29 protein-coding genes are annotated in these 20,391 nt (G+C 46.2%); 21 read left to right on the forward strand and 8 right to left on the reverse strand.

Features of this window, described 5'->3' with window-relative positions; translation table 11 throughout:
* Window positions 1-115: 115 nt before the first annotated feature.
* Window positions 116-574 carry a type II toxin-antitoxin system VapC family toxin gene (locus tag N186_RS07825; protein ID WP_020963261.1) on the reverse strand — a complete coding sequence of 153 codons (459 nt, stop codon included), beginning with the start codon at window positions 572-574 and terminating at the stop codon, window positions 116-118.
* Complete coding sequence (locus N186_RS07830; protein WP_020963262.1) at window positions 549-803, reverse strand: AbrB/MazE/SpoVT family DNA-binding domain-containing protein; 255 nt, start codon at window positions 801-803, stop codon at window positions 549-551. The genes N186_RS07825 and N186_RS07830 overlap by 26 nt, the downstream gene beginning before the upstream one ends.
* Window positions 804-1,098: 295 nt before the next feature.
* On the opposite strand from N186_RS07830, the gene N186_RS07835 reads away from it, so the two are divergent.
* Window positions 1,099-1,317: a type II toxin-antitoxin system HicB family antitoxin gene (locus N186_RS07835; RefSeq protein WP_020963263.1), complete on the forward strand. Its 219-nt coding sequence runs from the start codon at window positions 1,099-1,101 to the stop codon at window positions 1,315-1,317.
* Window positions 1,310-1,534, forward strand: coding sequence for a type II toxin-antitoxin system HicA family toxin (locus N186_RS09560; protein ID WP_148682157.1), 225 nt, complete (start codon window positions 1,310-1,312; stop codon window positions 1,532-1,534). Before N186_RS07835 ends, N186_RS09560 begins: the two co-directional genes overlap by 8 nt.
* A gap of 57 nt (window positions 1,535-1,591) precedes the next feature.
* Here the strand turns inward: N186_RS09560 and N186_RS07840 are convergent, their stop codons facing one another.
* Window positions 1,592-1,822 (reverse strand): AbrB/MazE/SpoVT family DNA-binding domain-containing protein, encoded by a 231-nt coding sequence (locus N186_RS07840; RefSeq protein ID WP_052886702.1) that lies wholly within the window; start codon window positions 1,820-1,822, stop codon window positions 1,592-1,594.
* 116 nt (window positions 1,823-1,938) lie between these two features.
* Here N186_RS07840 and N186_RS07845 point away from each other — a divergent pair, with 116 nt between their 5' ends.
* Entirely contained in the window at window positions 1,939-2,238 is a 300-nt protein-coding gene (locus N186_RS07845; RefSeq protein ID WP_020963265.1) for a hypothetical protein, read from the forward strand.
* Here the strand turns inward: N186_RS07845 and N186_RS07850 are convergent.
* Window positions 2,210-2,698, reverse strand: coding sequence for a PaREP1 family protein (locus tag N186_RS07850; RefSeq protein ID WP_020963266.1), 489 nt, complete (start codon window positions 2,696-2,698; stop codon window positions 2,210-2,212). The two genes, N186_RS07845 and N186_RS07850, sit on opposite strands and share 29 nt — an antisense overlap.
* Window positions 2,699-2,899: 201 nt before the next feature.
* Between N186_RS07850 and N186_RS07855 the strand changes: the two genes are divergently transcribed.
* The 4 genes from N186_RS07855 (at window position 2,900) to N186_RS07870 (ending at window position 5,500) form a co-directional block, all read left to right on the forward strand.
* Complete coding sequence (locus N186_RS07855; RefSeq protein ID WP_020963267.1) at window positions 2,900-3,136, forward strand: DUF5678 domain-containing protein; 237 nt, start codon at window positions 2,900-2,902, stop codon at window positions 3,134-3,136.
* Window positions 3,137-3,243: 107 nt separating this feature from the next.
* The gene (locus N186_RS07860) at window positions 3,244-3,516 is read left to right on the forward strand and encodes a hypothetical protein (RefSeq protein ID WP_148682158.1); all 273 of its coding nucleotides are present in this window, start codon (window positions 3,244-3,246) and stop codon (window positions 3,514-3,516) included.
* Window positions 3,517-3,652: 136 nt separating this feature from the next.
* On the forward strand, window positions 3,653-4,888 hold the full coding sequence (locus N186_RS07865; RefSeq protein WP_020963269.1) for an ATP-binding protein: 1,236 nt from the start codon (window positions 3,653-3,655) through the stop codon (window positions 4,886-4,888).
* Window positions 4,889-5,011: 123 nt separating this feature from the next.
* The gene (locus N186_RS07870) at window positions 5,012-5,500 is read left to right on the forward strand and encodes a PaREP1 family protein (RefSeq protein ID WP_148682159.1); all 489 of its coding nucleotides are present in this window, start codon (window positions 5,012-5,014) and stop codon (window positions 5,498-5,500) included.
* A gap of 118 nt (window positions 5,501-5,618) precedes the next feature.
* Here N186_RS07870 and N186_RS07875 read toward each other — a convergent pair whose 3' ends face one another.
* A complete protein-coding gene (locus N186_RS07875; RefSeq protein ID WP_020963271.1) occupies window positions 5,619-5,858 on the reverse strand; it encodes an AbrB/MazE/SpoVT family DNA-binding domain-containing protein in 240 nt (79 codons plus the stop codon).
* A 359-nt stretch (window positions 5,859-6,217) separates the two neighbouring features.
* Here N186_RS07875 and N186_RS07880 point away from each other — a divergent pair, with 359 nt between their 5' ends.
* The 14 genes from N186_RS07880 to N186_RS07945 all read left to right on the forward strand — a co-directional run bounded on the left by N186_RS07880 (window position 6,218) and on the right by N186_RS07945 (window position 18,736).
* Window positions 6,218-6,646, forward strand: a complete 429-nt coding sequence (locus tag N186_RS07880) for a PaREP1 family protein (RefSeq protein WP_020963272.1) — start codon at window positions 6,218-6,220, stop codon at window positions 6,644-6,646.
* 79 nt (window positions 6,647-6,725) lie between these two features.
* Window positions 6,726-7,193, forward strand: coding sequence for a PaREP1 family protein (locus N186_RS07885; protein ID WP_020963273.1), 468 nt, complete (start codon window positions 6,726-6,728; stop codon window positions 7,191-7,193).
* A gap of 59 nt (window positions 7,194-7,252) precedes the next feature.
* On the forward strand, window positions 7,253-7,750 hold the full coding sequence (locus N186_RS09835; RefSeq protein WP_020963274.1) for a nucleotidyltransferase family protein: 498 nt from the start codon (window positions 7,253-7,255) through the stop codon (window positions 7,748-7,750).
* A 54-nt stretch (window positions 7,751-7,804) separates the two neighbouring features.
* Window positions 7,805-8,089 carry a DUF4258 domain-containing protein gene (locus N186_RS07895; RefSeq protein ID WP_020963275.1) on the forward strand — a complete coding sequence of 95 codons (285 nt, stop codon included), beginning with the start codon at window positions 7,805-7,807 and terminating at the stop codon, window positions 8,087-8,089.
* A complete protein-coding gene (locus N186_RS07900; protein WP_020963276.1) occupies window positions 8,086-8,328 on the forward strand; it encodes a DUF2283 domain-containing protein in 243 nt (80 codons plus the stop codon). The genes N186_RS07895 and N186_RS07900 overlap by 4 nt, the downstream gene beginning before the upstream one ends.
* Window positions 8,329-8,763: 435 nt before the next feature.
* Entirely contained in the window at window positions 8,764-9,192 is a 429-nt protein-coding gene (locus tag N186_RS07905) for a hypothetical protein (RefSeq protein WP_052885569.1), read from the forward strand.
* Window positions 9,143-9,703 carry a hypothetical protein gene (locus N186_RS07910; protein WP_020963279.1) on the forward strand — a complete coding sequence of 187 codons (561 nt, stop codon included), beginning with the start codon at window positions 9,143-9,145 and terminating at the stop codon, window positions 9,701-9,703. The genes N186_RS07905 and N186_RS07910 overlap by 50 nt, the downstream gene beginning before the upstream one ends.
* 143 nt (window positions 9,704-9,846) lie before the next feature.
* Window positions 9,847-10,662, forward strand: a complete 816-nt coding sequence (mntA, locus tag N186_RS07915) for a type VII toxin-antitoxin system MntA family adenylyltransferase antitoxin (RefSeq protein ID WP_020963280.1) — start codon at window positions 9,847-9,849, stop codon at window positions 10,660-10,662.
* A 174-nt stretch (window positions 10,663-10,836) separates the two neighbouring features.
* Complete coding sequence (locus N186_RS07920) at window positions 10,837-12,069, forward strand: glycosyltransferase family 2 protein (RefSeq protein WP_020963281.1); 1,233 nt, start codon at window positions 10,837-10,839, stop codon at window positions 12,067-12,069.
* A 41-nt stretch (window positions 12,070-12,110) separates the two neighbouring features.
* Entirely contained in the window at window positions 12,111-14,069 is a 1,959-nt protein-coding gene (locus N186_RS07925) for a DUF3131 domain-containing protein (protein WP_020963282.1), read from the forward strand.
* 18 nt (window positions 14,070-14,087) lie between these two features.
* On the forward strand, window positions 14,088-15,545 hold the full coding sequence (locus N186_RS07930) for a hypothetical protein (protein WP_148682161.1): 1,458 nt from the start codon (window positions 14,088-14,090) through the stop codon (window positions 15,543-15,545).
* 119 nt (window positions 15,546-15,664) lie between these two features.
* Window positions 15,665-16,699, forward strand: coding sequence for a glycosyltransferase family 2 protein (locus tag N186_RS07935; protein ID WP_020963284.1), 1,035 nt, complete (start codon window positions 15,665-15,667; stop codon window positions 16,697-16,699).
* A gap of 141 nt (window positions 16,700-16,840) precedes the next feature.
* Window positions 16,841-17,785: a glycosyltransferase gene (locus N186_RS07940; RefSeq protein WP_020963285.1), complete on the forward strand. Its 945-nt coding sequence runs from the start codon at window positions 16,841-16,843 to the stop codon at window positions 17,783-17,785.
* 96 nt (window positions 17,786-17,881) lie between these two features.
* Window positions 17,882-18,736 carry a hypothetical protein gene (locus N186_RS07945; RefSeq protein ID WP_020963286.1) on the forward strand — a complete coding sequence of 285 codons (855 nt, stop codon included), beginning with the start codon at window positions 17,882-17,884 and terminating at the stop codon, window positions 18,734-18,736.
* A 21-nt stretch (window positions 18,737-18,757) separates the two neighbouring features.
* Here the strand turns inward: N186_RS07945 and N186_RS07950 are convergent, their stop codons facing one another.
* The 3 genes from N186_RS07950 to hypA all read right to left on the reverse strand — a co-directional run bounded on the left by N186_RS07950 (window position 18,758) and on the right by hypA (window position 20,343).
* On the reverse strand, window positions 18,758-19,144 hold the full coding sequence (locus N186_RS07950; RefSeq protein WP_020963287.1) for a NifB/NifX family molybdenum-iron cluster-binding protein: 387 nt from the start codon (window positions 19,142-19,144) through the stop codon (window positions 18,758-18,760).
* Window positions 19,145-19,218: 74 nt separating this feature from the next.
* Window positions 19,219-19,947, reverse strand: a complete 729-nt coding sequence (locus N186_RS07955) for a P-loop NTPase (RefSeq protein ID WP_020963288.1) — start codon at window positions 19,945-19,947, stop codon at window positions 19,219-19,221.
* On the reverse strand, window positions 19,948-20,343 hold the full coding sequence (hypA, locus tag N186_RS07960) for a hydrogenase nickel incorporation protein HypA (protein WP_052885703.1): 396 nt from the start codon (window positions 20,341-20,343) through the stop codon (window positions 19,948-19,950).
* Between the last annotated feature and the right edge of the window lie 48 nt (window positions 20,344-20,391).

Raw genomic sequence — 20,391 nt, forward strand, 5'->3', positions numbered from 1 at the left:
GTTTGATTTTTAGATTAGTTAACGAGAAGGAGTGCCGCCTATTCTTAACGGATTTGAGGCATAAAATTAATTTTCCAGTACGTGTTATCGCGTTAGGATTGCTGTTTCTTCGTGGCTAGAGGTAGCCGTGGGTAGGCGAGTATACGTGTAGTTCTTTTAGGCTGTATCTCGCAGATATTTGTCTCCATTTGTTCTTTATTTTCTTCCAGTCTTTTAGGTCTTCAGTGACTATGGTGTCGGCTCCAGAAGATATGGCTAGGGCAGCGTGTAGGGAATCATATGTGACGCGCGCAGTGCGAGCTATTTCTCGTGCTAACTCTAGTGCTTCTAGGGAGGGTTCTATTAGCTTTATGGGGAGTGAAAGATATGCGAGTGAAGTTTCGTATGCTGCATCAACGCTATATTTGGAGAGAGCTCCAAATAACTCGAAGAGTACTAGTTTTGATCCGTAAGCTTCGAAATCTCCTGAGACGAGAGCTTCGAGTACATCGTGACACTTCGCGTAATAGTCTGGGAGTCTTGTTGCAACATAAATGAAGATGTTTGTGTCAATGTATACCTGCTTCCCTGTCAAGGGACTCTTCGACTAGTCTCACCGCGTTTATACGCCTCGGCCCAGCGAGGTAGCGGTCGGCTATGCTTTCGAGCCTTTCCAACGCTTCTCTGTATTTGATGGGCTGGAGGATTATTGCTCCTTTTTCTATTCTTACCATGAAGCGGTCTCCAGGCTTGATACCTAGTTTCTCTCTCACTTCCTCTGGTATCTCGACTTTGAAGTCGCTTGTCACTATAACTTCTTTCACGATTTGAAACTTGGTTTATTAGCTTACTTAAGTTTTCTCGTAGAAATTCAAAGACTGGGTACACTACTCTTGTAAAGACTCGATGGAACAGAAGTGCGACAAGAAACGTTGCATGCTTCACATTTCTATACGCGTTCGGGAAGCACAAGCCGGATATAAGTTGCGAGTCTCACTTGAAGCTCTCTGAGAAGTATTTGGGGACCGAAAAATTTCTACCTGGGGAGCGTCAGTGTCTCTTTTATTGATTAGCTTCATCACAAAATTATTAAATCAATTTGCATTCATGATTTTTAGTATGGCTAGAAAGTTGAGGTTTACTATTATTTTGAGGAGGGAGGAGGAGGGCGGGTATTCTGCTCAGTGTTTGGAGTTGCCTGGATGTATTAGTGAGGGTGAGACTAGGGAGGAGGCACTTGAAAACATAAAGGAAGCTATCAGGGGCTATCTTGAGGCTTTCCCGGAGGAGGCAGAGAAACTAAAAGAAGAGAAGGAGCTGGTCGAGATAGTTGTCTAGTAAACTCCCAATACTGTCTTGGCGAGAGGTTGTTAAGGCATTAAAGAAGGTTGGTTTTCGAATAGTCTATCAGAAGGGCAGTCACTTATACTTAACAGATGGTAAGCATAAACTCACTGTTCCTAGGCATGATGCCTTAAAGAGGGGCACCCTTCTCGCTATCATATATCAAGCTGGCCTAACAAAGGAGGAGTTCCTGAGGCTTTTAAGGGATTAGGTTTTTTGTTCCAACTCGATGAGTGTTGTCAATTCATAGATTACAAACGGCACGTGCTTAGCGCCAAGCTTCCCGTACCTTATCCAGCTCCCTTGTGAGCTCCTCGTAGGCTTCTCGGCCGACCGGCTGGCCGGGTTCTGGGAGATCGATTTTCTCAAGAATTACTTTGTCGTCTTCTTCCCAGACTGCCAGGATGTCGCCCTCTTTTATTCCTAGGGCTTTGCGGATTGGCAGGGGGATGGTGACTTGGCCCTTACGTGTGACCTTCACGTGGGTCTTGGGTCTCATCCGCGGGAATAGCTCTTAGTGCTACTTTTTTAACTTTTTGTCATCTTGGTACGGATCTTGGTCATCGGCGTTTCTGGGTTCTTCACTAGAGCGCTTAGGGAGCCGGCCTTGTCGCGTTGTCGGAGGAACTTGTGCTTCCCGTGATTGGGAAGAGGCTGTTTTTTGACCGCGGGTGTTCTGCGGAGCTTGATGAATATGTGGGGGTTGTGGAGGTTATAGGTAGGCAGTTTCATACCCATGTGCTTGTTTATGACGTGCTAGATGTTGTGTTGATAGGTTTGACGGTCCTCGAGATCCTGAGTTTCGAAGTGGATCCGGTTACGGGGAAGCTTAGAAAAGGAAAGATATACTTGCCCATAGGGCTGGATAGCTGGGGACCCGCTATTGTTATTGTGGGGCTTCTTGTTCCTGTGTGAGTAGTGTTCTCAGTTTTCCTATGAGTTTGAGGGTTTGCTGTCTGTGTGCTTCGAAGTTGAGTGGGGATAGGAAGTTGCGGTAGTAGTTTGCGTGTAGGCGTTCTGTGTTTGCGAAGAGTGGCCCGAGGGGCTCTTTTAGCTGTTCGGAGAGCTTCTCCACAATGTCTGCGTAGTCCCTGTGGCTGTAATGCGGCCATTTTCTCTTCTCGGCGATGGCGTTGAGGAGGGCTGCTGTGGCTCCCCAGTATTTTTCTCCTGACTGTGGGAGGTAGCCCTTCTTGTAGAGTTCCTCGGCTTCGACGAGATACTTTTCGAAGAGCTCTAGATATTTTCTGGTTCCAGTTTTCGGAGATGTTGTATTGTTCTCCTTGCTCGCCATGTTTTTCTTAGCGTTATCTCCAGCTTCTCTAGGATGAGTAAAACTCTCTTGTTCTTTAATCGTTCTACCATTGACAGCCATTTTTACGCTCTACAAATTTTGATGTTTCCTCTAATAAAAACCTTTGAGTTATATTTTGGCAATAGGAATATTGCTCTGCTTGTTGAAATCAATGAATGCATGCATGTGTTAGCGTCGCGCGCCGCCTGTAAGTAAGACACTAGGTACGGCTAGTAAGACTTTTTAAAAGGCTGAGAAGTTTTTAAATAAGGGGAGTAAAATTTGTCTGAAATACTGGTATTGTTTGATGAGTATGATAAGAACTGGTCATGGTTTATGGAGCACTATGAAGAGCTTGCCGAAAGGTTTGATGGAGAATTTGTTGCCATATACCAGCAAAGGGTTGTAGACCATGAGAAGGATATTGGCTCTCTGATGAAGAGGATTAGGAAGAAGTACCCTTTAGGCCAAGTCCTTGTGGAGTTTGTTAGTAAAGAGAAATTAGCCTTTATAATCTGAGGGTTGTCTGTAGTAGTGTTGCATGATGAACACATAGGCTCACATGGTGCGAGTTTCGGATTTTAAAAGAGTTTACCGAGATATTTATTTGCTTTCTCCAAGTAATTATGCGTGTGCGGAGGAAGATTAGTGTGTATGTTGATGTGGAGCTTTGGGAGAGGTTTAAGAAGTACGCTGAGGAGAGAGATGCGGGGGCTAGTAGGCTTTTGGAGGAGCTGATACGGGAGGAGCTCGGGGACTATGTTGACGAGGCTCTTGGCGCGCTGGCCGGCTCAGATAGCTACGAGCTAGGCTTTGATCCTGTGGAGCCTAAGGGTCCAGTGAGCCTGTTTGTTAGGGAGACGAGGGATGAGAGAGAGCGTGGCCTGCTTGGACAATAAGACAGTGTATTTGGGTTCGGGTCTATGTAGCTGTGACGGCGTTATGTGATTTAAGCCTGTTTTTGTTAATCTTTATCTTAGGGCTGTTGACTGTGATTCCACAAGTTTTATAAGGGCTTGTGGATTTATATTCCACATGGGTTTCCTTAGAGAGATAACTGAGGAGTACCTGGGGGCGCTTAGGTATGTGAAGGAGGTTCCGAGGGACGTGGAGCTTCCCGTTGGTAGGGATATTGTTGCGCTTGTTGGGCCGAGGAGGGCTGGAAAGACGTTTTTGATGTTGAGGCATGCTAAGGACTTGCTGGACTCTGGGAAGCAGGCCCTCTACGTTTCGTTTGACGAGTTTCAGTTTCGAGGGATTGATGCTAGGAAGCTTGCCGAGATGGCTAGAGAGGAGTATCCTAGTGGCGAGGTCTACTTGTTTCTTGACGAGGTTCAGGAGTGGGAGGGCTGGGACAGCAAGCTTCGCTGGCTACATGACGTGAAGGATTTCTTTTTGTATGTTACTGGGTCTTCGTCTGTTCTTCAGTCTTCTGAGATTCCGAGCAGGCTTAGGGGGCGTTATGTTTCTGTTCTTCTTCTCCCTTTTTCGTTTCGGGAGGTTTCTCGACAGGAGAAAGTTGACGTTGTAACTTTTAGGGAGAGGGGTGCTATTAGGGCACTGCTCAACGATTACATGACGTGGGGAGGCTTTCCTGAGGTTTGGATTTATAGGAGTAGGGAGAAGCTTGTCTCCCTGCTGGAGACGATGTTCTATAGGGATGTGATGGAGAGGCATAGGGTAAGGGATACCGCTGTTTTCTTGGAGGTTGCACGTCTCGTTATCTCTAGCTATTCGTGTCCTGTGACGTGGCACTCGATTCGCAGGGCTTTGAAGTCTTCCGGGGTCAATATTGATGTGAAGACTGTTATGAGCTATGTGGAGTACATGAGGCAGGCCTACCTGGTTTTTCTCGTCAAGAGGTTCACGTATTCTGATAGGGAGGCCTTGGCGGCGCCTAAAAAGATATACCTCGTGGATCCGGGCATAGCCACGCTCCTAGAGAAGCCAATGGACAAGGGTAGGAGGGCTGAGAACCTTGTCTTCCTGGAGCTCGTGAGGAGGGGATACGAGCCGTACTACTATGTAACGAGGAGCGGCAAGGAGGTTGACTTCGTAACGAAAAAGGAAAAAATGATTGTCGAGGTTGCTCTAGAGGACTGGGAGAAACATGTCGGAAAGGTTGCTGAAGCCGCGAGGGAGCTGGGGGTCAACGAGGCCACGATAATTACATGGGATGCAGAGGGAGAAGAAAAGGTTGGGAACCGCAGGGTAACAATAGTTCCTCTATGGAAGTGGTTGCTCCAAGAAACAACAAAAAACAAACCATAGTTCACAGAACGGTTCTCATTATAGCGCGCGGTTTTGTACGTGTTTGACACACTAGCATGTAAGTACTGTGAAACTCTTGGATAATACTAGGTCGACAAGCTTTATAACGAAAGGGTGGTGGTATTGGAGCTGGAGCTTGTTTTGTCCAGGGAGATTAAGAAAAAGCTTGGGGAAGTGTCTGTGAAGATGGAGATCAGTATTGAGGGGCTCGCCTTGGATGCATTCAAGGGAATGAATGAAGGGATGGATCCTGCCGAGAGGGCAGAACTATATTTAAGGCTCTCTGAGAAGTATCTCAAGGACGGAGAGGAGCTGTTAGCTAAGGGGGACTGTGTTCAGGCTTCTGAGAAGCTTTGGGGCTCGGCGGCGCTTATGGTTAAGGCTCTTGCGGCTAGTAGGAGTGTCTCGGTCTCTTCTCATGGCGAGCTATTTAGCTATGTTAGGAGGCTGGGCGAAGAGCTGGGGAGCCCCGAGCTCAGGAGGCTCTTCTCTGTGGCTAGCACGTTGCACCAGAATTTCTATGAGAATTGGCTGAGTGGGGACGTTGTAAGAGAGTACGCGGAGGACGTGAAGCAGTTAGTTTGGGAGCTCAAGAAGCTGGTAAGATTCTAGCGCTGTTTATTCCCGCTGGAAGATATTCTTCGAGCAGTCCTTCCCACATGACTTTAAGATAGACTTTACCCAGTCCCGAAGCGTTTTTTTGATTGCTATGTATTCATTGAGAATGACTTTACTCTCTCTTGGCCCAAAACTTTTCCTCTTCTCTATCCAGTTCTTCCTCTGCTTCTTCGGCACTGCCCTGACAGCACTTCCATACTCTTCCCCAGAGGTCAAATGGCTCCAGCAGGATTTTGCCGTTTTCGACCCTTAGTTCTAGGAGGGTTCCTTCATCGATGCTAAGCATTTCTCTTATTCTCTTCGGTATAACAATGATACCCCTTTTATGTACCTTGATTATTGCCTTTTCCATATTACATCAACTCGTTGCTGGGGCTGACTTATAGCTTTAACCCTAAGTTGGATATGCGAGTTACTGGAATGGGTTCAAGCGCTGTTTTTAGATCAGAATTAAGTGGCTCAGTTGGGGACGAAAAGTAGGACTCCTTCGGGTTTCCCTTCTCTTTACAAAGTTGATTCTAGTGGTCCCTTTTTTTGGGTTTTTCCTAGGTTAAGTTTTTCGTCAGGAGGTAGTCGTGGTACCTAGGGATTTATTTGTTTGAAGCTTTATAAGTTAGAGTGATATTTCTATAACTGTGGAAAATGTAGTTTCGTTGGAGCTGTTTTTGCCTAAACGTATTGCTGAAAGGCTGAAAAAGGGAGTCCGAGAGGGTGGGAGCGTCAGAGGAGGAGCTTTTAGTTGAGGTTTTGTCGGAGAGGTTTGGTGAGCATATCGACCCAGCATCAGAAGTCGAGATGCATTTGAGGTTGTCAGAAAAGGAGCTCATGGAGGCGGAGGAGCTTCTGAGGAAAGGAGACTATTTACAGGCGTCCGAAAAGGCATGGGGAGCCGCGGCCCAAATGGTTAAAGCCGTGGCGGCAAGGGAGGGGAGAACGATCAGGAGCCACGGTGAACTGCAACGGGAGGTTGCGAGGATCGTCAAGGAGACGGGAGACGAGGAGCTGAGAAGGCTTTGGCAGTCCGCCGGGATGCTTCACCAGAACTTCTACGAGAACTGGCTTCCACAAGAAATGGTTGAAGGGAACATTAGGGACGTAAAAAGGTTTATCGAGAAGCTGAGACAGCTTTTGAATTATTAGCGCGCGCTCGCGCTAACTTGATGCTTAACACTTATATTGGGCTCAGCAGGAACATATACTATGGGTTTTTTTCATTGATTTGCCTAGGAGGCTTGAAGAAAGGATAAGGAAGGAGTCTGAGAAGAGGGGTGTGTCAGAGGATGAGCTTGTTGTGAAGCTCTTGTCAGAGGCTCTTGGGGAGAGTCTTGATCCCGATACAAGTTGTGAGTTGCATTTGAAGCTCTCTGAGAAATATTTGAGGGAGGCAGAGGAATTCCTGGCTAGGGGTGACTATATGCAGGCATCTGAGAGGGCTTGGGGTGCAGCAGCTCAGATTGTTAAGGCGCTAGCCGCTAAGGAAGGGAGAGAGCTTAGGAGTCATGGGGAGTTGCATCGGTATGTCTCGAAGCTTAGCAGTGAGATGGATGATAGGGAGATATCGAGGCTCTGGCTCTCTGCTGTGTCTCTTCACCAGAATTTTTACGAGAATTGGCTTCCCGGGGAAATTGTTGAGGAGGGAGTAGAGAGTCTCAAGGAGTTTGTGGAAAAGTTGAGGAAGCTTTTGTAAGTTCTTTGACGTGTTCTCGTGCCTCCGTAGACATTTGAGTCGAGTGCAACACACATGCTTTGAACTTTCTTGGTAGCCTTGTTCGAAAGGAGGAGCCTCTCGAAGATGAAAGGAAGGCTATAGAGTCTGGAGATGAGCTAGTCGGGAGGATGAGATTTTTAGGGTTCTCAGATAAAGTTTTGGCGAGTGGTGGGATGCGGGTTGCTCGGTTTAGCAGAAAACATATATGGATCTCCAAATGTAACTTCTTTGGAAACATGGAGGACATAAAGAAGATTATTGTCCCAGTATTGCGGCGCTATGGTGTGAGGAGAGCGGCTGTTTTTGGGTCTTTTGCTCGTGGGGAGGCTAGGGAGGATAGCGACTTGGATATTATTGTTGAATTTGAGGAGGGTAGGAGCTTGCTGGACTTGGCTGGCTTAAAGGTTGAGCTAGAGGATGTTCTCGGCAGGAGAGTGGACATTGTTACGTATGGTTCCCTGCACCCACTTCTTAGGGAAAGAGTTCTTAAGGAGGAAAAGAGGATACTATGGGGAAAGACCCGAAAACAACCTTAGGGACATACTTGAGAAAATTTGAATTAGAGAAAATACCTAGGGGATCATATTGGCATGATTAAGAAAAAGCTTGTCTTCACTAAACACGCAAGGGAAGCTATCGTTAAAAGGGAGCTTGATGCAGAGTCAATACTTAATGCTATTCTAGCTCCAGATGAACTCTTCTGGGATAGGCGTTCAGGTTGCATGGTGGCTATTAAGAAAGACGACCTAGCACTTATTGTTGTTTATGAGGTGACAAATGAAAAATTCAGAGTGGTTACAGCATTTAAATCATCCAAGTTAGTTAAACTTATTAGGAGCAAGCTTAGCAAAGGATTCTGGGTAAAGATTCAATGAGGGTGAGGTACGACAAAAGACACGATATACTTTATATCGATGTCGCCCCGGGCAAGAAGGCACGCGAGACACAGCCATTGAACGATGATATCTTTGTGGATCTCGATGAGGAGGGGAACATTGTGGGTATAGAGATTTGGAACGCCTCCGAGAACATTGTAGAGGCGCTTGCGGAGCCACTGATAGAGAAGGTGAAGAAATCGCTTGAAAAATCTGTCATGGCAGGAAAAGGTTCATAGTAATATGTGGGGAATTTTTGGTGTAAGTTTCCCGTTGATAGTTCCGTCGTGAAATTCAGTCTTTTTCGAAATTGAAGGGTACGTAGAGGCCGGTGTATCTATTCTTAGTATAAGAGAAAGAATTAAGGTAAAAAGAGTGATATTTGAACGATAACATAAAAATTGGTTTACAAATTCTTTATTAAAATAAAACAATTTTTGCCAGAATAGGATTGAAAGAACGTTGAGTAAATATTTAAATATATTTACTCGTTTATGTTAAACCAAATAGAAAAATAAATTAAGCTGTGATAGTGATGCAGAGAACCAAAAACTCGGCATCCCTGCTTTTAAAGCTTCTTGAAACAGACACGGTGAGGTTAGAAGCCGCTGAGAAAAAAATTAGAAAAAATATCGCGTAGTCGTTCAGAAAGTGGGGAGAAGTTGTCTTCGGGCTTGGGTAGTTGGAGGGAGGGCCTCGAAGAGCTCATAAAGTTGCTGGAGGACACGTGTAGCAGTATGGGTAGCCTTAATGCTGACAAGCTCTTGGAAATCCTGGGTCTCGTGGGTAGGTTGGAGAGAATGCTTGAAACGGGGTCTCAGCAGGCTTTGGGGTCTGGCGGCCCTGCTAAAGGAAGCTTGGAGAGTGACGGCTTGCTTTTGATCAGGGAATACGTCAAGGAGGCTGTCTATAGGTTTTCGGCTGGCGACGACGCTGGGAGTGTTCTGGCCGAGGCTCTGAGTGTCGCAAATGCTTTGCGGGATCTAGGCGCGCTTGCTGAGAGGGGGGTAGAAATTATACGTCCCAAGGATCTGGTGGTTGTAGGGTATATCGATGGGAAGCCGGTCTACTCGTTTAGGCAGGGAAATAGTCCTAATAGATAAGGAGCCCGAGAAGGTTTTCATCGAGAAAACGGGCGATAGGGAGATACACTATTTTTACTGGAGACTTGACCTATACAAGCCCTTCGACTATGAGCCTGTCACCTTGCTTGACGGCTTTCTGTGTTCCCGTTACCATTGGAAAGGGCTTGTCCTCTGGACCGAGCCAGTTGTTAGGGACAAACCTTTGATGACTTTTGCCTTGGGGGTTCACACGCCACTTGTATACTCGAGGAAGTGGCAAGTCTTTGTGGTTTATTGCCTTCCAGAGCTTACTCTTAGTGAGAGTTTCTGGCTTGGCTTTTACTTGACTATATTTAACGCATTACTTAAGGGTATGATAAAGCTCCCAAGCGATAAGGCTTTCCACGGCTACATGGATAAGGCTGTGGAGGGCAAGGTTCCAGAGGAATACAGGTTCAGGCTTAAGGAGTGGACCTTTCTCATCATTGTGGGGTCTCTACCAGAGAAACTGCCAAGTGCTGTGTCGGACAGGCTAAGGGAGTGCGGATAGGCTCTTCTAACGCTGTTTTGTCTAGCTTAAACAGCCTTGTTTGCTGGATGAGATTGGAGTTGGGTATTGTTTTCTTATGTTGACAAATTGAGGATATGTTGCTTTGGGCAAATTTTATTTCTTGTATTCGCAAAGAGCTATGTGTGGAGATTAGGAGCTTGGTGTCGCAGGCCTGGGAGAGCCTTAACAAGGTGAAAGAGCTAGTTGGTTCTGGAGTTTCCAGTGATCTGGAGGTGGCCGCTTTAAGATGGTATCTTTATTCTCTGCATCAGAATGTTCTTGACGCTTTAGCTTCTCTGATTTCTGAGGCTGGGCTGAGGAAGCCGGGTTCCTACGCGGAGCTGGCGAAGCCTTTGGCTGAAAAGGGCTTAGTATCTGAATGGTTTGCTTGTGAGGTGGCGAGGATGGCAAGGACTGGGAATCTGCTTGCGCATGCCTATCGGAGGGTTCCCAGGGAGGAACTCGTAGAGATTGGAAACCGGGTCTTTGGGACAGCTCCAGCGCTGCTGGAGACAATAATCAAGCTAGCTGAGAGGCTTGGGGTTGATCCGCCTCATGAGAATGCGTCGAGTGATATGATAGCAGTTTTTAAGCAGTATCCGGGGATAATTGCTGTTCTGCTTTTTGGCAGTAGGGCTCGGGGCGACTATAGGCCTGACAGCGACTATGATATTGCTGTCCTAGCGGAAAAACCGCTGGAACTGAGAGAGCTGGAAGAAATGGCCCTAGAGATGGCTGACTTGCTAGGAGTTCCAGCCGACAGGGTTGACATTGTTGACCTGCAGGTTGCCCCTAACGAGTTGCTCTACAAGGTTATTAGGGACTATGTTCCTATATATGTTTCTGACAATGAAAGGTTTAAGAGGTGGGTCTCTGAAAACTATATAAGGGTTCTCGACGAGGAAGAATCTCTTAAGGAAACCTATTACATTCGCTTAAAGAAGAAGCTCAGGCAATGAATCTCTTAGTCTTAAAAGTAACAGTGCTGGGTGTATGTAAGGGAAAATATTTTGCGAAAAGTAAATATTTGTTTACGTAGGTTTATTCGCGTAATTTAGGGCGAGGCGTGTAGGGATGCAGGGATGCAGTGACACGTCAGACATGTTCAATGTTTTTTCTCTGGTGGTAACACTATGCTCGACACCGCTTGCCTGCTAGGGATTGCCAGGTTACTGTATGTGCTATTGTCTTCTCTGAGCACCTTTACACTCTTCCTTATACTTCTATGGACTGTTTACCATACTCCTATTGTCCTTGCCGCGGTGTTTTCTAGGAGGGACAAAGACGACCCGCCCGGAGACAATTATTTGCCTAGGGTCAGCGTGATTATACCCGTCAAGAACGATGTGAGTATTGCTGAGCGTTCTCTAAGGTCCGTGGCTGTTCAAGATTATCCACGCGACAAGATCGAGGTTGTCGTCGTAGATGGCTCCAGCGATGACGTCTCTGAAAAAATAAAAGCCAGCATTCAAGGCTTCCCTTTGGACGTCAAATACATAAGGGAGGATACGCCAAACGGGAAGCCCTCAGCGCTCAACCGTGGATTAAGGCATGTTTCAGGAGAGCTGGTGGCTGTGCTGGACGCAGACAACGTGCTTGAACCAGACGCCTTTAGGAACGCTGTAAAGTACTTCTCTGACCCAACAGTAGGGGCAGTACAGGGGGTCATCGACCCCTTGAATGAGAAAGAGTCTATCTGGACGAGGATAGCTTCAAAGGAAGAGAAGCTCTGGAACAGGGTTCTTCTCCTCGGCAGGGCCCGGCTTGGCCTCTTTACGCCGCTTAGCGGAAGCTGTTATTTTGTCTCGCGCAGGGCTCTTCAAGAGATTGGCGGTTTTCCTAATACCCTAGCGGAAGACCTTGACCTGTCCCTGAGCCTATTGAAAAAGGGCTACAGGGTTGTATACGCCGAGGATGTGAGGGGCAAGTGGGAGACGCCTAAAACGCTTGGGGCGCTTGTCGTGCAGCGTAGGAGGTGGTATAGGGGCTACCTTGAGTCGTTTTTTAGGAACTGGAGGATAATTGGGCCAGATAGGAGGCGCTTGGACGCAGAAGTAGTTATGGCTGGACCACTTCTTCTCGTTCTAAGCTTTTTAACAATCATGTGGTGGCTTCTCATAACGACGCTCGGCCTCCCGAAACTTAACGGTGATATATCAGCGTATATTGTTACCTCTTTGAATTTCTTCACTGTTCTCACAGTGGGATCGGCCTTGTCGTTTGGCGAGAAGCCTCGCCGCTTGACAAACATCGCATGGATACCCATTGTGTATGCGTATTGGTTGACAATGATGAGTGTTGCTCTTTGGGCTTTTCTCGGGGTATTGTTCAGGAGGCCTGCCAAGTGGGAGAGGACTCCCAAGTAAAGTTATAAATGTTATAGTTTTTGGAAAATGTGGCTTGGTGTATGGCACGCGGCCCTACTGAGAAGATGATTGCGGCAATGCTGGTCTTGTTGCTAGTTGTTTACACACAGACGTCGACTGTGACGCATCATGTAGCCGTGGAAGTTAAGGCTGAGCCACTGGTGGACTGGCTTGAGCTTGCTAGGTCTGCTTGGAACTACTTTCAGCCCGGGGTTGGTCTTAGCAGTCTAGGCTTAAATTATGCCTCTATATCGTGGCACTATTTGACTGACTGGGATCTTGGATGCTATATTTCTGCGATTGTTGATGCCGAGGCTCTCGGCTTAGTGGATAAAGAAGGAACAATGGGTAGTGATGCTAGAATAAGGAAAGTGCTGAATTTCCTTGCTACTCGCCCCCTACACCCAAGCGGGGTCCCCTACGGTGTTTATGATGCAGACACGGGTGAGCCAGGGACAACTAGCCCATCGAACCCCAGCGACGCGGGACGTCTTCTTATAGCTCTTTACCGGCTGAAGCAACACAGACCGGAGTTTTCAAACTATATCGACTATGTCGTGGAGAGGAATGGTATGTTAAAGTTTGCTGGTGGGGTTCCTAATAACGGTTTTTACTCTTATTACTATGCTTACGGCTACTACTTGTGGGGTGCGAGAACCAGGCAAGTCAACGATGCTCTGAACGTGCTTTCAACACTTAGGTCTAAACAGGTGGTTGACGCTTACGGGGTAAAGCTTCCCTTTGTAGAGATAACGATGGAGCCAATACTCTACTCGATCTTTGAGCTAAGCTTGCCTGAGGATTTCTTTTACTGGGCGAACCTGACACTCCAGGCACAATTTAACAGGTACAAGGCAACGGGGAAGCTGACAGCGTTTACTGAAGGAAACCTTGCAGTACCACCCTACTACATATACGAGTGGATAGTCGACATTTACACTGGGAAAACCTTTACTTTATGGAGTCCTTCTATGGGGCACACCAGCTTGACTCCTGTTGTATTTACCAAGGCGGCCATAGGCATGCATGCAATATGGGAAAATGAGTATACGTCACTACTTTTAAACTATGTCATGAAAGCAAAGACACCAAATGGCTTCTATGAGGGTGTTGACGAGAACGGTAACATAATCTACATTATGACTGATAAAACGAATAGCCTAATTATTAACGCCGCCAGGTACGCACTACAAAAGGCTAAGCCGCCTTCACTCGTTGTACAGGAGACCTTAGAGACTTTTCCAGGCGAATCTGTGACTCTACCTGTCCTTGTTAACCATTCGCTCTCGCTACCCGTGCATCTAAACGTCTCGTCTGGGATAGAAGGTCTCACATTATCCTTACAAAACTCTTCTGGGAAAACCCCTCTAAAAACAAATCTTACAATTACAGTTTACAACATGATTAGGCCAGGCTCTTATCAAGTAATCATCCTTGCCACTTCCCCACTTGCCAAGCCCGTAAACAGGACTTTGACTGTTATCGTGAAACCTCCAGGATATACATTGAAGATAAAAGCTCTCAATGCCTGTGGAGAGCCCGCGTCGAACGTAACCATAGTTCTAGGAGACTTCAAGGGACTCACGGCCCGAGACGGGACACTGACATTTCGACATCTCAACGGCACCTATATGTTGTATGCGTTTCTAGGGAGAGTACAGGTGGCCGACCCAACAACTATAACAATCTCCTCAGACACGGAGCTCACACTTAAGCTCAAACTATACAAGGTTCTCATAGATGCCAAGACTACCAAGGGGACACCCGCTGAGGGCATCATTCTTAGGGCTTTTGTTGACGACCAATTCTTGTCCTATGCAAAAACCAATAGTAGCGGGCTAGCGGTTCTCAAAAACATTCCGCCAGGAAACATAACAGTAAAGGCTTACTCGAGTGACGGGAAAATAGAACTAGGTAGCTGGAGCATAACTGTGCGGGGAGACGTTGACGTGGTCGACCCAGAGATAGTTGTTCCCGAGATAGGAAAAATAGAGGCATAATGCCATGTGGTGACAATTATGCGTCTCGGTGAAGATAAGGCAAGGGTGCTCGCGTTTTTCGTTCCCATGTTTGTGAGAGCGATTCCAGAAGTATTGTCCTGGCCTTATCCAATTGGGTTCGATACCATTGTCTATGCTGGCTACGCGGTTAGAGGAACATTTGTCAGGATGCCTGTTCTACAAGTGTTTAAGACAACAAGCTTGCTCTATATCATCTACACGTTGCTATATAAGGCTCTGGAAGACCCCCTTCTCCCTGCAAAGTTATTGGGACCATTGCTAACTGGCCTCGTGGGTTTTACTATTTATTTGTATGGTAGGGCCGCCGGCTATAAGCCGGGAACATCTCTTCTCGCCTCCCTGCTTGCCACCACATATTTTGTTGGGCTCAGGATTTCCTGGGAGATGTATAGGCAGATGCTCGGAACGATCTTCCTCTTCCTGATATTTTACCTCGAGACAAGGCCCCAGACGAAGACGAACAGGCTTGGCCAGGCGGTCTTGTCGTTCCTCACGGCGTGGAGCCACGAATTCATAACTGTGATACTTCTATCACACAAGGCTATACAGTCGTTGGGAAAAAGGCACCCATACAAAATTATAGAGGAAGCCCTAACAGCCGTGCCGGCAGGCCTGCTTTTCCTGTACCAAATATACAGCCCCTCCACGGGCGCACTGCAGGTCCCAGTTTTGCAGGTAGCTTCGCCAACCCCTCTTCACCTCTTTCTATACATAACTGGCTTTGTCTTGTACCTCTATCTTCCGCTCGCACCCCTAATAGTCTTCGGGATAGGTGAGTTGGGCAAGCCACAGCTCAGGGACTTTGCCATTGTCTGCCTCCTGTTGACCTACTTGCCCCTCCTTAGCATAGGAATCCTCGACATTCTGTGGTTTAGGTGGACTATCCTCCTCGTCTACCCAGTAGCATTTTTGGCGGCTGGGGGCTTCGAGAGGCTCGTGAAGGGTGAGGCTCCCTTGAGCCGTGAGACTGCTAGGAGGCTAGCAGTTGCAACCCTCGTGCTGAATGTCGTGTTTACGGCTACTTACCTTGTCCTGCCTCCCGAGGGACAGTTTAACAAGTATTTTGGAGACTGGAACATGTATAAACAGTTCATGCAGACATCCATGCTCCAGTCTTGTATCCCCCTGAGAGACATACCCCCAACCATTGAGGCCATTAAATGGGTAGACTCTCTCCCCGGGAATAAGACCCTCGTGCTCCACGAGGCCTTCCATAACTGGGCCCAAATATATGCAAAAAACACGAGGCTCGTCAGGATTAACGAGCAGAAGCTTTCTTCTCCAATAAGGCAGAACATCTCGCAACTACTAGTAGCCTTGGCAGAAAAACAAAACACCACTGTCTATACCATATGGTGGACAAATACAACGTGGTATAATATGTCCTCGCCACCTCCACAGTACAAGCTTATAAAAACATTCCATGACATTGCAGTATACGTCTACCAGCCTTAAGGTACTGCAAAGCCCTCGCTTTATTGGAGATAATTTCTCAATGTTTTGTTTCTATCTTTAATAAAAATAAATCAACCAAGCTTAAATATTTAGGATCGTTCCAGTAATTCAGGGAATGTATGGGGTATCCGCGGGTATCCTTAATATGGGTGAACTATAATTCTGGAAGGTTTTTAGAGATTGCAAAGGAGTCTCTTCTGGCACTTACAGAGCTAGATTATCCGAGCTACGAGGTTATAGTGGTTGATAATGGTTCCAACGATGCGAGCCGTGAGTACGTACGTGAGATTGCCGAGAAGTATAGGTTCAAATTCATAGGTTTAGCGCGAAACCTGGGGTTTACTGGTGGGAACAATGTAGGCTTCAGGGCTCGGGATAAAGAAGCTAAATATGTTGTTCTGATAAATAACGATGCGATAGTTTACAAGGATAGTTTACGGGAGTTGGTAGAGTTTATCGAAAACGAGAGAGCTGTGGGAGCTGCTCAGGGAATAATTTTAAGCTCAGACAACACGGTAGATTCAGCCGGCGTAATTATGGATGAGGTTTTGGCTTCCCATCCACTTTACAGGTACAAATCTCCTGGAATGATTAATAGGCCGCTTGCTGTAACGTATACAAGTGGAGCTTATTCTATTTATAGGGTAAGTTCTCTTCTCGATGTATGGCATGGTATGGAAAAGATTTTCTTTGACTTTGGCTTTGGGTACTTTGATGACAATGTGCTTGGTTTACAAATGTGGAATCATGGATGGAAATGCAGAGTTTACCCAGTAAAAGTGGGCATCCATAAAGCAAGCCTATCTTTCGGCAGGGCAAGCTCCCTAAGAGCATACCTATCTCTGAGAAACACCTTGTTGTTGAACGAGATCACCAATAGTCGATACAAGTCAGTTATTCCAATTTTTGCGTTCCGAGACGCTTTTCCCAGAGCTTTTAGGTCGAAGGACAAATTCTATGAAGTTATAGCTTATGCAATAAAAGACTATAAACGTTTTAAGCCCTTTTTAGTTGGTTATAGGCTTGACATCTACAAGGCCCCTATTATGAAAATAGAGCCCTGGAACTTGATAAAGTTTCTTGGACTAAGGCGTAGGGTTACACATAAGATAGATGAGGAATTATCTCTATTCTTCAAAGACACCAAAAAATAGTATAAACTTGGTTGTATGAAGTTTGTTTTAATTTGATGTTGGATTGTTCCCCTTGGGCAATGTTTCCAGCAAAACTACTGTGAATATTTTCCAGCTAAACTCTTTTAAACAGGCAGATGTCGGTATGTAGGTGGGAGCGTTATGATTGCAATGTTTAATGATTGTGCCTATGTTGGTGAGACGCTTGTTAAGTACTTTCCGAGGGAGCTACCTGTTATACATATAAAAAGGAGTAGAGGTCTATGGAGTAAAACATTTGGTATAGCTTTAAAGATCCTGAGAACGAAGGCCGAGTTATATCATGTTCATTATCTTCTGCAGGACTGTTATATAGCAGGCAAGCTTGGGAAGAAGCCGCTTGTTGGGCATGCACATGGAAGTGACTTAAGGAGAACTTTGTTTCATCCTGTGTGGGGCAGAATTGTAAGGTATAACCTAAAAGTTTCTGATAGGGTGCTTGTGAGTACTCCTGATATCCTTGGGATAGCTAGGAAGTTTAGAGAAGACGCTGAATATCTGCCTAACCCTGTAGATACGAAAATTTTTTACCCTAAACCTCTCATTGGACGTGAGAAGAAAAAGGTTCTTATAGCCTCTGACTCCAACTGGAGCGTAAAGGGAACTGATATAGCAATTAGAGCTTTAAGCAGAATAAAGGATAAAGTCGAGGTGAGTATCATTAGATATGGTAGGGACTTTGAAAATACTGTTCTACTTGCACAAAAGTTGGGTTTAAAGTTAAATGTTCTTCCAAAGGTTTCCCATGAGAAACTGGTTGAGTATTTCTGGGAACATGATGTTGTTATTGATAGGTTTAAGCTTGGCTCTCTTGGGATGGTTTCTTTGGAGGCTATCGCTGCTGGCAGACCGGTTTTATGCTATGTTTCTTCTGAATTTGAGGAATATAGGGATTTCCCATTGAAAGACGTTCGGGACGAAGAAGAGATTATTGAAGCAGTCATGAACGCAGATGAGGATTTATGGAGGAAGCAATATGCTTATTTAATGAAGCATCATGAGCCCAATACGGTAGCAAAAAGGGTATTGGAAATTTACAGGTCTCTAGGCGTCGAAATATCTGTTTAGCTTTGCAAAATATGTGAGGGCATGAAAAACCCCGCATGTCAATAATCCTCTTCATAAAATTTAAATGAAGTAGCCTGGTGTTAACGGTGGATCTCCATGATACTTGTCACTTATGTCCCATTTTATCGGATACACGAGGTTTTACTCTACTTTACCAAGAATTGTGAAATAATTTCGCCGAGGGAATGCTGGGTGTTTGTTGACAATGTTTATCATGAGAAACAGAAAGAGCTTTTGAGAAAAATTTTCCCAGACAGTTACCTGTTGTCTACGGGAAACTGGAGGAATAGAACGGAGACATGGCTAGAAATTATTAGACATGCTTCTGCTACAGACGACGAATGTGTGGTTGTTGACAGCGATAATTTGTTAGAGGATTCATTCAAGGAAATCTATTCAGCTTTAAAGGACGCCCCCTTGTATACACTTATGAACATAGAGGCATGGAGCAATGACCAGACAAGAGCCACATATTTGAGGCGTAGCAGGAAGATTGGAGAAATAACTATACGAGGAGAAACTAGACCCTTACTGCTTTATAAGGTTTACGAAGGTCCCGGACCAAGTTTATTCCGCGGAGGTTCTCCATTCTTTATAGGTCCTAAACAAGTAGTGGTTTTCAGAAAATATCCAAGCGAAGAGATCCTGAGGGGCATAGAAAGGGCAATCAGGGAAGTTGATCCTTGGCTTAGAAACTTTATAAATGACGAGACACCCCTAGGGATAATTGCCTACCTCATGGGGATTAAAGAGGTTTATTGGACTTTTGGCTCGTATCACTTGTATCATGGGTCAACTCCTTCTAGGCAAACACCTTTTCTGGTGGCTCTTGCCCACGTGCAGTTTGCAAATGGCTTAGCCAAGGTTTTTAGGAAAAAGGAATTTACATATTATGGCTTGAAGTATAGGCTAGCATTTTGGAAGAACTTCTTAAACTTGCTGAGCGTTTAAAGAATACATTAAAACAGCAGTCTAGTGCGATTCATCTTCTTCTCTAGGTCCAGTTGCCTCTTCGGCTTTTCCGGCTAGGAACATTTCCATTGCTTCTTGCAGGGTCATTGTCTTTTTGCCCTGTGGGGGCGTCACGTAGTAGATTTTTATGCCGAGCTCTCTTAGCCTGTAGTAGGCCCCGTAGCCTGCTCCGAGCGATAGGAGGGTGTTTACCCCCTTCTTTACTAGCTCGTTGACTACTCCTACTCCCCTGCCGTGTGAGTGGGTTAGGAAGGGGTTCTGGAATATTTCGACGATTCTGTAGCTGTTTCCGTCTAGGTCGATAATCGCAAAGCTGGGAGCCCTGCCGAAGTGTGGCACTAGGAGGATTTTGTCCCCGGACTTAACAACTGGAACCGCTATCCTCATGTTTGTCGATGTGTGGTAGTCCTACCTTCAGAAATATTTTTCTATTGCAGAATCACCAGAGAGAATTTTTGCGTCTACAGTTGGCTCGTTATCTGCTTTACCACTTTTTCTAGGTATGGTCGAAGCTTCTCGGCTAATCTGTCGCGGTCGCCCTCTATGCTGGGCATCTCTTCATGGTATGGGATGCTAGCTATAGGCTCTATGCCTAGGGCTTCTCGGATTCTCTCTGGCTGGCTACACATGTTTGCAACTACTCCCAATGACTCAACTTTCTCGCTGTCTAGGAATTCGAGGATCCTCTTCGTAGATACTATGCTCATCTTGTCACAGGTGGAGGCCACTAGGACCCTCACCTTCCTGTGCAGGCGGAGAAGCTCTAGGAGTGTGTCAGAGAGTCCTGGAGGTGTGTCGACAACGAATACCTTGCCGGTCCACCTTGTTACTGCTAGGAGCTCTCTGAACGCGTCAACGCTTTCTCTTCCACGTAGGGGAAGAGCCCTGTCCTTGCTGTAAAAAGCTATGCTCATGAATTCTAGGTTTTCCTCTACTTTTACTGGCAGTACTCCTTTTTCTTCTTCTGGCATCAATTCCTCAACGTCCACGCCGAGAGAGATGTGGGTCGTTGGGTTCGTGAAGTCTGTGTCTAGGAGGCTTGCCTGGACACCGCTCCTAGCTAGAGCGAGTGCCAGCCCCACAGAAATTGTAGTTTTACCTACTCCCCCCTTGGGACTAGTAACTGGGACAACTAGCTTGAAGCCTCGGAGTCTCTCCCTTATGAGGGGTACTCGGAAATCCGTCTCCATCTAGTCCACCCTTACCTTTACCCCTCTGCCTCTAACTATCTCAAAGTCCCGGCTACCACATTTCGGGCAGGAATAGTAAGAGTGAACAACTTCTGGGACAAAGTGTATCGCCTCCCTGAACTCTTCCCCAATGCTCCAGTCTTTTAGGCTCCATTCGTAGCCGCACACCATGCACTTGAAGACTGCCTCTTCACGTGTAATCTTGAAATCTTGGACGTTGATGCCTTTCTCTGTCCTGAGCTCTTCCAAAAGCTCTCGTAGCGCCGTCTCGAAGACCCCCTCGTCTACGGCCTGTAGCTCTCCGAGGACAACCTCTATGTGCCTGACGTCTTTGTTGCTAGTTACAAGCTCTTCAACAGTCTTAACTACTGCCTCTGCAAGCGCCCACTCATGCACAAGGCCCACCTACCTTACGGATCCTAGATGCACGTCTAAGATTGGTTA

Source organism: Thermofilum adornatum, assembly GCF_000446015.1.
GTDB classification, from domain to species: Archaea; Thermoproteota; Thermoprotei; order Thermofilales; family Thermofilaceae; genus Thermofilum; species Thermofilum adornatum.